This window comes from Alkalihalobacillus sp. BA299 (genome assembly GCF_017745675.1).
Classification (GTDB): domain Bacteria; phylum Bacillota; class Bacilli; order Bacillales; family Bacillaceae_F; genus Alkalihalobacterium.
Map to the genome: position 1 here is coordinate 24,310 of NZ_JAFLJM010000031.1, position 10,431 is coordinate 34,740.

Annotated in this window: 7 protein-coding genes, 1 rRNA gene and 2 riboswitches; all 8 genes read left to right on the forward strand. The window is 37.8% G+C overall.

Features of this window, described 5'->3' with window-relative positions; translation table 11 throughout:
• Positions 1-13: 13 nt before the first annotated feature.
• A complete protein-coding gene (locus tag J0N78_RS24190; protein WP_209125650.1) occupies positions 14-1,201 on the forward strand; it encodes a benzoate/H(+) symporter BenE family transporter in 1,188 nt (395 codons plus the stop codon).
• Positions 1,202-1,563: 362 nt separating this feature from the next.
• The gene (locus J0N78_RS24195) at positions 1,564-1,749 is read left to right on the forward strand and encodes a hypothetical protein (protein WP_209125651.1); all 186 of its coding nucleotides are present in this window, start codon (positions 1,564-1,566) and stop codon (positions 1,747-1,749) included.
• A gap of 276 nt (positions 1,750-2,025) precedes the next feature.
• On the forward strand, positions 2,026-2,985 hold the full coding sequence (locus tag J0N78_RS24200) for an AAA family ATPase (protein WP_209125652.1): 960 nt from the start codon (positions 2,026-2,028) through the stop codon (positions 2,983-2,985).
• Complete coding sequence (locus J0N78_RS24205; RefSeq protein WP_209125653.1) at positions 2,982-4,181, forward strand: DUF58 domain-containing protein; 1,200 nt, start codon at positions 2,982-2,984, stop codon at positions 4,179-4,181. The genes J0N78_RS24200 and J0N78_RS24205 overlap by 4 nt, the downstream gene beginning before the upstream one ends.
• A 20-nt stretch (positions 4,182-4,201) precedes the next feature.
• Positions 4,202-6,361: a transglutaminase TgpA family protein gene (locus J0N78_RS24210; RefSeq protein ID WP_209125654.1), complete on the forward strand. Its 2,160-nt coding sequence runs from the start codon at positions 4,202-4,204 to the stop codon at positions 6,359-6,361.
• 33 nt (positions 6,362-6,394) lie between these two features.
• Positions 6,395-6,496, forward strand: a riboswitch (purine riboswitch).
• A 150-nt stretch (positions 6,497-6,646) separates the two neighbouring features.
• Positions 6,647-8,185, forward strand: coding sequence for a glutamine-hydrolyzing GMP synthase (gene guaA / locus J0N78_RS24215; protein WP_209125655.1), 1,539 nt, complete (start codon positions 6,647-6,649; stop codon positions 8,183-8,185).
• Positions 8,186-8,270: 85 nt separating this feature from the next.
• Positions 8,271-8,372: riboswitch (purine riboswitch) on the forward strand.
• Positions 8,373-8,526: 154 nt separating this feature from the next.
• Positions 8,527-9,840, forward strand: a complete 1,314-nt coding sequence (locus J0N78_RS24220; RefSeq protein ID WP_209125656.1) for an NCS2 family permease — start codon at positions 8,527-8,529, stop codon at positions 9,838-9,840.
• Positions 9,841-10,336: 496 nt separating this feature from the next.
• Positions 10,337-10,431 (forward strand): 16S ribosomal RNA (locus tag J0N78_RS24225); the annotation flags it as partial.

Below are 10,431 nucleotides of genomic sequence, written 5' to 3' on the forward strand. Positions count from 1 at the left end.
AAGGTAGGTTATCATGTTACGTTTAATTACAATGATAGTCCGAAAATCAACACTTCCCATTATTTCATCTGGGATTTTAGCAACGATTATGACATGTGTCACCCCTACACTAGTAGTCTTGGAGGTGGCACAAAGGCATAATCTTTCCGCTGAGATTATTGTTAGCTGGATTTTTGGAGCATATGTGTTAGCTGGGTGTCTGGGGTTTCTCATAGCGTGGCAAACGAAGCAGCCACTTAATGCGACGATGTCGGTGCCAGCGATCGTTTTTATCGGTTCTGTCCTCTATGTCACCCCAATATCTACAGCAACCTTTGGCTATGCCGTTTCAGGTTTATTGATCGTATTGATTGGGGTCTTTAAACTTTATGATAAAATTATACAATTTATTAAACCGCAAATTGTAATGGCAATGTTTGCCGGGGCGATGATTCATTATGCAGTGAATATTGTTGTAATAACGACTAGTCATTTGCTCTATGGAGGCATCGCGATCGTTACCTATTTATTGACAATGAGGACAACTAAGCTAATTCCTCCAGTACTGATGTCGATGATTATTGTAACTATTTTTATAGGCCTGTATGGGTCCATCCCTTTTCAAATGTTGAATGAATCGGAATGGGTATCTCCAGCTCTCTCCTTTTGGGAACCTTCCTGGAAGGTGGTTTTTAGTGTATCCTTCCCCCTAATGCTTATCGTCCTTAGTGCAGAAGTTACAATTGGAGCTTCTATCCTTAAATCCGAAAATTATCATCCGAATGTGAATAAGATGACGTTATATACAGGAGTCGCGACCATGCTAGGGTCTTTTTTTGGTACTCATAGTGTAACGACTTCAGGTGTACCTGTTGGGGCTCTGAGTGATCCGATGACCGGTCCAAAAAAGAGACGTTACATAGCCGCAATATGGGCATCGTTTTTTACGTTCTTATTTGGAGTTTTTGCTTATTATGTTTACTCGTTCCTATCAATCTATCCACATGAGATCCTACAAATCTTAGTAGGGCTCGTCCTCGTACCCATCTTAATTAAAGCGTTAAGCAATGCTTTTGCGAGTGGGAAGTTTCAGTATGGAGCGTTTACCTCCTTAATCATTGCAATGGCTAACATCACTATTTTTGACATCGGTGCCCCATTTTGGGCGGTGGTTTTTGGTATGGGGGTTTCATACTTTGTGGAAGGTGAAGATTTTAAATGAGGGGATAGACGAAAGCCTTGAGTTCAGAAAAAAGATTGTCTAATCATAAAGAAATAGGCTTTGAAACAGGTGTTACCGATATTTATAAAAGTAAGGAACTAGAGAAAAAATTAGGTAATCCTAAAACTATTTTATGTTGGATTTTAATTAAAATGGTGTAAAAATACAAGATATTAAGATTTTTTAGTTTTCCCGTCGTTTTTTGTGATATTAGTTATGATATTTTCTATTCTTGAAAAAATCTGCTGATACTTGTAGATAAATTTTGAGCAGTCAAATGCAGGAAATTCAACTTTCTCTTAGTAATAATTATAGAGGGCAAAATACAAGTCCAACAAATGTAGAGAAAGGTGGTCAATGTCGTGAGCCGTGATCTATCCTTACAACAAATCGCCGAAGGTATTCCTAAGTCTGTATTAAATGCATCTGATAAAGATTTGGAAGGTTTCCAAAGGATTATTGAGGAAACGATTAAATTAAGAGAGTCGCACAAAAATTTACAAAAGATGATTCAAAGTTATTCTACTTCAGGGATTCAGCGTTCTTAATGTTTGTAAGCTGTTGTGCAACAACGGCTTTTTCTTTTTTGGGAGAAAAGTAATTTGTATAAAAAGGATTAGGTAGTAAGTGGTTAAGAAGTCACAGTAAAGCTTCGTGGGGGAGTAACTGCAAATTTATTCAGAATTAACGATATTATTAAACTATTATTCGCCTATATAAACGAGACTTATAGTAAAATTGGAAATGAAAGGTTGTGGCGTGTGTATTTTAACATGCTAAGATAATAGTAGACAGGTTGTAATTGAAAATGGAGGTATTTTGGTATGGCTAACGTAAGAGATCGACTTGGAGAAGCAATTGATAATATTGAAAAAGTTGTAGTCGGAAAACGAAAAGAAGTCGAATTAAGTATTGTAGCAATGCTCTCAGGTGGACATGTTCTTCTTGAAGATGTTCCTGGTGTAGGGAAAACAATGATGGTCAAAGCGATTGCCAAAACATTAGGTGCAGAGTTTAAGCGAATACAATTTACCCCCGACTTATTACCTTCAGATGTTACGGGTGTATCGATATACAACCAAAAGACGATGAGCTTTGAGTTTCGTCCGGGTCCGATCATGGCTAATATCGTATTAGCAGATGAAATCAACCGCACGTCACCGAAAACGCAAGCGGCATTACTTGAATCATTAGAAGAGGGAAATGTCACGGTGGATGGAGAGACGATGGCTCTTAGTAAACCATTCTTCGTTATGGCTACACAAAATCCAATTGAGTATGCAGGTACGTATCCGTTGCCAGAAGCACAATTAGATCGGTTTCTATTTAAGTTAAAACTCGGGTACCCTTCATTTGCGGAAGAGTTTGACGTTTTAGAACGAATCGAAAAGGGGCACCCCATTGAAAAGCTAGAATCCGTCATTTCCCTTGAAGAAGTGATTGAAATTCAACAGCGCGTTAAAGATATTTTCGTGAATGATTTAGTAAAGAATTATATTTTAAGTATAGTAAGTGAAACACGTTCGAACTCAGGAATTCGTTTAGGTGTTAGTCCGCGTGGGTCTATTGCAATTATGAAAGCAGCACAAGCCTATGCTTATTTGCAAGGAAGAGATTATGTGATCCCAGACGATATTAAACGATTAGCCCCATATACATTTTCACATCGCATTCTATTAAAAACAGATATGAGCATGGCGAAAATGACCTCCGAGCATGTAATTAAAAACATATTAGAAAAAATTCCTGTTCCTACTGCTAAAAAGGAAGCGGCTCGTCGATGAAGTTTTTCTTTGCTGCTATTAAAAAGGCACTAAAGCCTTTGTTGTTATTGCTCTTAAACGTGACTCTATTTGTCTATGCTATGTTCCAAGGTGGGTTTGTCAGTTGGTTTTTATTTTATAGTATTGTCGTTATTAGTTTATTATCAATGAGTGTCTTTTTCTTTACGTTTCAACGAATTGAAGCCTATAGGAAAGTAAGTGCTGACACGTTAAGAGCCTATGATGATATTGAAGTTGAAGTTTATGTTAAAAACAAAATCATTCACCCGTTTTGCTTTGTTAGAGTGAGAGATCATATTCCTCATGAATTAGAGGCGAGCTATGATGTGAATAATAGCGCACTTTTCTTTCTCTCATTAAAAAAGTCACTCTCCTTTCAATACACCATTAGCAATCTTCCAAGGGGTGAGCACCATTTTCGTGAGGTTGAGGTTGTCATCGGGGATATGTTTGGATTTTTTGAACGAAAGAAAACCGTCAAGGTACAAACTAAGATTCTTGTTTTTCCTCACTATCAATCTTTAAAAAGCTGGAATGTTCACTCAAGTGGTGGCTTTGGTGAAAGTGTATCATTTGCGCATTCATTAGATGAAGAGCTTTCAATTGCTGGCGTTCGCCATTATATCCCAGGAGACCGGTTAACAAGTATTGATTGGAAGCATTCAGCTCGAAGTGAAAAATTGATGACAAAGGAATTTGAAGCATCACAAGGAGAATCATATCATTTGTTTTTTAATCGATATGTTGGAACAAATGTTAAGGAGTCTTTTGAAAGGGCGGTTGAATTGACAGCGTCAATTGCTGAACATAGTTATGAAAGTCATAACGCTTTAAGCTTTGTAAGTATTGGAGTAGAACCTGAAGTGCTACCTCCGAGTACGACTTTAGAACATTATCAAATGATTTATTATCATCTGGCAAAAGTAAAAGGAGAAAAGAAACCGTTTTACCCAACGGAAGCAAAATTGTTGGAGCCTTATCGTAATGGAACGATTATGATAGTAACTGTTTCTTTAAATGAGCAAGACTATGAGTGGTTTCAGTATTTGAGAGCGATGAAAATTAGTATAATCGTTTGTTGGGTTTCTGGCCACGTTGAAGAACAACAATATGTTCAGTCACTTCGAATGCAAAATGTGAAAGTCTATCAATTTACAGATCAAAAGTTTAACACGGAACTGATGAAAAGCAGGTGATGTCTTTGGTAGCGAATACGGTGAAAACAAATAAGGGAAGGCATTTCTTTCTTTATATGTTAAGTTACATCCTTCTTTTAGAATGGCTTTTACCTTTACCTTATATTACAGATACAGGTTACATCTCATTTTTTATTGGGGTAACATTGTTTTTTTCCTTTTTAACATTTATGCAAGTTAAAGTATGGATTTCATTGCCTCTTAAATTGGGATTGATTTTTTACGGGCTTCATTTGATGTTCTTAGAAGGCCCTTTTTTGACGTTTCATTGGTTTGAAATATTGGTGAGTGACTTTACACATAATGTCATGATGATGTCAGCTGGTCATTGGACAGGTCTTACAGATATGTTTAGAAGTCTATTATTCTTCATCTTATTAGCTGTTATGAGCTATCTGCTCTTTTTCTGGACCGTATATGCTAAACGGATATTATTCTTCTTATTATTTACAATTATTTACATTTCAGTAATAGACACGTTTACACCGTATGATGCGAGTTACTCAATCGTCAGAATATTTATGGTCGGCTTCTTACTTTTAGGATTAATGACATTATATCGAACGATTGAACGGGAGAATGTAAAGACGTTTTCAAGTATTTTACCAGTTCGCTTAATAGCTTCTCTCTGTGTTGTGCTCTTATTAGCAAGTAGCTTTGGATATGCAGCTCCTAAGTATGAACCACAATGGGCGGACCCTATACCGTATATGAAAGCTGCGATTGGGATGGAGACCGGTCAGGGAACTGGAGTGTTGCGTCAGCGAATTGGCTATGGAAATTATGATGGTAGACTTGGTGGCGGATTCGAGGATGATGATACACCAGTATTTCAGGTCGTGACGCCTCAAGGACAATACTGGCGCGGGGAATCTAAGGATTTTTATACAGGAAAAGGCTGGGAGGTATCGACACCAGAAGAACAAGTGGAAATGTATTATCCACTGTTTGAGCATAAAGTAGAGGTGAATGAAGTAGAAGCAGCAATTGCATTTGAACCGTACCAAAACTTCGAACATATTTTTTATGCGGGAGAGCCAACTGATATTTCTGCCGGTTCAATCATCGATATATCTGTTTTTTTTGATGCTCATACCGGAAGAGGAAATACCTATTATGGCGATGATCCTATTCATCTTGAATCCTATCATTTATCTTTTTTAGAACCGCAATTTTCAGTCTCGAGATTAAGGGAGATTACAGGAGGAGATCCTGAAGAAATTCAAGATATTTATTTACAGCTTCCTAATTCATTACCGGATCGAGTGGGTGAGTTGGCTGAGGATATAACGAAAAACTACAGTAATCGTTATGACCAAGTAAAAGCAATTGAACGGTATTACCGAATGTCAGGATTTAGATATGAAACGAAAAATGTAGCTGTACCAGAGTTTGATCAAGATTACGTCGATCAATTTTTGTTTGAGACCAAGCTTGGATATTGTGATAATTATTCGACTTCGATGGTCGTTATGTTACGTACCATTGGTATTCCTGCAAGATGGGTGAAGGGATTTACCCAAGGAGAGAGAGTCCAAGATCTTGATGATGGCAATCGTCAGTACCAAATTACAAATGCTAATGCGCATTCTTGGGTTGAAGTGTATTTTCCTGGACATGGGTGGGTTCCGTTTGAACCGACTCAGGGCTTTAATAATGCATCGAACTTTGTATTTGAAACACCTGAATTAGAAGAACAGTGGGAACGTGAAATGGAAAATCCAACAGTTGAGCCAGAAGTAGAAGAAACGCTTGCAGATGTTCAAGAAGAGGAGGTCGCAGCTGGAGGAATTAATAGAGACGGGCTTTTCTTTAATTATGTTTTTTGGTTCCTTATAGTCTGCACTTTATTAATGGTAGTGATTTTTAGTTTTGTTTTTAGAAAAAGAATTTTAGTTCAATTTTTACTGTATCGGTATGGAAAACCGAGTAATGAAAGAGCGTTTGAGTTAGCATATCACTCTCTTATTTGGTTTTTAGGTTATAAAGGGCTGGTAAAAAAACGCAGTGAAACGTTACGTGAATTTGCAGAGCGAATCGATTCTTTTTATTCCATGAATGAGATGACAGAAATTACGTTAAACTATGAAAAAGTATCGTATGGAAATACTCACCCAAAAGAGGTTTGGAAACAAAACCGAAAATTGTGGGAAAATTTAATTAAAAAGATCGGTTCTTGACCATGCTGCAGGTCATTGATAAAATAAATCCGTAATTTTATTAATTTATACCTTCATATATCCTTAGGAATAGGGCCTAAGTGTTTCTACCGGATTACCGTAAATAATCTGACTATGAAGGCGGGATATTAGAGAGTAGGCTAGGATTCTGTCTTCGCAGCATAGTAACGAAGGAATTCTAGCTTTTTCTATACTTTTACTACATAAGGGAAATCAACTTCTCGTAGTCGGCATGTAGACGAATGAATGTCTATAAGCGAAATCATAATAGAGGGTGGATGAATGATGGAGAACATCAATGAAATGATTGTTGTACTAGACTTTGGTGGGCAATATAACCAACTAATTGCAAGGCGTATTCGTGATTTGGGTGTATACAGTGAACTACATCCGAATACTATTACTGCAGAAGAAATTAAGAAAATGAACCCAAAAGGAATTATTTTTTCAGGTGGGCCAAATAGTGCGTATGTAGAGGGTGCGCCTAAATGTGACGAAGCGATTTATGACTTAGGGATTCCGGTCTTAGGAATTTGTTATGGGATGCAGTTGATGACGCAACATTTTGGCGGGAAAGTCGAAGCTGCTGAACATCGTGAATACGGAAAAGCCATAATTAAAATCGAGAATCCTTCAAAGTTATATGATGGACTTCCACTTGAGCAGTCGGTATGGATGAGTCACGGAGATAAAATTATCGCTCCTCCTCAAGGCTTTGTTGTGGATGCACAAAATCCATCTTGTCCAGTAGCAGCTATGAGTGATGTATCACGAAAATATTATGGAGTACAATTCCATCCGGAAGTTCGTCACTCACAATATGGAAATCAACTATTGGAGAATTTCGTATATAAAGTATGCGAATGTGAAGGTAACTGGTCAATGGAGAACTTCATTGAGCTTGAAATGCAAAAAATTCGTAACCTTGTAGGTGATAAAAAAGTATTATGTGCGCTTAGTGGAGGGGTTGATTCCTCAGTCGTTGCTGTTCTTATTCATAAGGCGATTGGAGATCAATTAACGTGTATGTTCATTGATCATGGTTTACTTCGTAAAGGCGAGGCAGAAAGTGTTATGGAAACGTTCGGTGAAGGCTTCAATATGAATGTTATTAAAATTGATGCTCAGGAACGCTTCCTTTCAAAGTTAGCTGGCGTTAAAGACCCTGAACAAAAACGTAAAATTATCGGAAATGAATTTATATATGTATTTGAAGAAGAGGCTTCAAAGTTAACGGATATGGACTTTTTAGCTCAAGGTACTCTCTATACAGATATTATTGAAAGTGGAACAGCTACAGCTCAGACGATTAAATCCCATCATAATGTTGGTGGACTACCGGAAGATATGAAATTTGAGTTAATTGAACCATTAAATACGTTGTTTAAAGATGAAGTACGTAAGCTTGGTTCAGAATTAGGGATCGCTGATGAAATTGTTTGGAGGCAGCCATTCCCAGGCCCGGGGTTAGGAATTCGAGTACTTGGTGAGATCACTGAAGATAAGCTAGAAATAGTTCGCGAATCAGATGCGATTTTAAGAGAAGAAATCAAAAAAGCAGGCTTAGATCGCGAAATATGGCAGTATTTCACAGCCCTCCCTGATATGAGAAGTGTTGGAGTGATGGGGGATGCAAGAACGTATGATTACACAGTAGGTATTCGTGCAGTTACATCTATTGATGGAATGACGTCTGATTGGGCACGTATCCCTTATGATGTATTAGAAGTCATTTCAACTCGTATTGTAAATGAAGTGAAACACGTGAATCGAGTGGTTTATGATATTACATCAAAGCCACCAGCAACAATTGAGTGGGAGTAACACGAACAATAACATGGAAATAATGTAAAATGTTCGTGATTTATATTGACACGCCACTGCTATGTTGATAAACTAATGCTATCTTTAAGCAATTAGAACCGTCATTCGTATAATCACGGGAATAGGGCCCGTGAGTCTCTACCAAGCTACCGTAAATGGCTTAACTACGAAAGATCGGATGTCAACATATGTGGCGAGTGTCGTTATATGTTGCCTCCAGATTTTTTGTCGTAAAAGCTCTAGGTAGAAACCTAGGGCTTTTTTTGCTTTTGAGCCAGTCTCAAATGATTTATTGAAAATCTGGGAAAGTTAATTAAACATTTTTGAGGAGGTTATTTTCAATGGATCGCTTTTTTCGTTTTAAGGAACACGGAACTAGCTACAAACAGGAGACGATTGCGGGTATAACAACATTTTTATCAATGGCTTACATTCTTTTTGTTAACCCAGACATTTTAAGTGCGGCAGGTATGGATATGGGGGCTGTGTTTGTAGCAACAGCTTTAGCCGCGGCCATCGGTACAATTATTATGGGGGTCGTCGCCAACTATCCTATTGCGTTAGCTCCAGGTATGGGTTTAAATGCGTTTTTTGCATTTTCTGTTGTTATTGGTATGGGGATCGAGTGGCAAGTTGCGTTGTTCGGTGTATTTATTTCAGGTATCATCTTTATTCTAATTACATTGTCAGGGATTCGTGAAGTTATCATTAATGCGATTCCGGCAGAGTTAAAGTATGCTGCTGGTGCTGGTATTGGTTTGTTTATCGCGTTTATCGGTTTAAAGAGTGCAGGGATCGTCGTACCTTCTGAAGCAACAGCTGTAACACTTGGAGATATGACAGCAGGCCCAACTTTACTTGCTATTTTTGGATTAATCGTTACGGTTATTCTGATGGTTCGTGGAGTCAAAGGTGGTATTTTTTACGGGATGATTTTAACGGCTATAGCAGGTATCGCTGTTAATTTGATTAATATGCCCTCCCGAATCGTAGGTGCTGTCCCTAGTTTAGCTCCTACTTTTGGAGAAGCGTTCTTTTATATTGGTGAAGTAGGTTGGGGAGAGATTTTAACTCTTCAATTATTAGTTGTTATTTTAACTTTCTTATTTGTAGATTTCTTTGACACAGCAGGAACGTTATACGCAGTTGCTAACCAAGCAGGGTTTGTCAAAGATAATAAACTGCCTCGAGCTGATAAAGCATTACTTGCAGACTCGAGTGCAACTTCAATTGGTGCCATTTTAGGGACATCAACTACAACAGCTTACATTGAGTCATCATCAGGGGTAGCAGCAGGAGGGCGTACAGGTTTTACGTCATTAGTCACTGCAGCATTCTTTTTAATTGCATTACTGTTTTCACCACTATTAGCTGTCGTGACACCACAAGTTACAGCTCCAGCACTTATTATTGTTGGGGTATTGATGGCCTCTTCGCTTGGCTTAATCGATTGGAAGCAGTTTGAGATTGCAGTACCATCTTTTTTAACAATAATTTCGATGCCGTTAACGTATAGCATTGCTACAGGTATCGCTTTAGGGTTTATCTTCTACCCATTAACGATGATCGTAAAAGGAAAAGGTAAAGAAGTCCATCCGATTATGTACGTTCTATTTGTTGTTTTCCTTTTATATTTTGCGTTTTTAACAGAATAACTCGTTTCTTATAGGGCCACAGTATTGTGGTCCTTTTTGATTTGCTTTGTTAAAAGTAACTTTGATTAAACAAATAAGGTAATTTGATGGAAAGCCCATTTATCCGAGAATATTGTTTGTTACTAGAAGTGTGTTTTAGAATTTGTAAAACGGCAGAGTTTAAAATGGGATATTTTTCTCGAAAAAAGTTATTGATTTTTATTCGTATACTTGGTATATTTATTTTCGTTGTCAACGAAACAGTTTCTGAAAGAAAAAGTTATCAAAAAAAGTTGTTGACAGCGCAAGTGCTGATTGATATAATATAAAAGTCGCTTACGAGTGATGGAGTCCTTTGAAAACTGAACAAAAAGCCAAGCGAAATAAAGAGATACATGATATCTCGTCAATGTTTTAAAACGTCACAGTGATGAATGATCTTCGATTAAGAACGCGAACGTCCTGTTCGCAACATCGAAGCCACCACATCCTGTGGAAGTGAGCTTAATCAAACACTTTTATGGAGAGTTTGATCCTGGCTCAGGACGAACGCTGGCGGCGTGCCTAATACATGCAAGTCGAGCGGACCAATTAAGAGCTTGCTCTTAATTG

Bases quoted from the DNA above. Each gene is read 5' to 3' on its own strand.
- J0N78_RS24205 (WP_209125653.1), top strand. From the start codon at position 2,982: ATGAAGTTTTTCTTTGCTGCTATTAAAAAGGCACTAAAGCCTTTGTTG.
- J0N78_RS24220 (WP_209125656.1), top strand. From the start codon at position 8,527: ATGGATCGCTTTTTTCGTTTTAAGGAACACGGAACTAGCTACAAACAG.
- guaA (WP_209125655.1), top strand. From the start codon at position 6,647: ATGGAGAACATCAATGAAATGATTGTTGTACTAGACTTTGGTGGGCAA.
- J0N78_RS24190 (WP_209125650.1), top strand. From the start codon at position 14: ATGTTACGTTTAATTACAATGATAGTCCGAAAATCAACACTTCCCATT.
- J0N78_RS24200 (WP_209125652.1), top strand. From the start codon at position 2,026: ATGGCTAACGTAAGAGATCGACTTGGAGAAGCAATTGATAATATTGAA.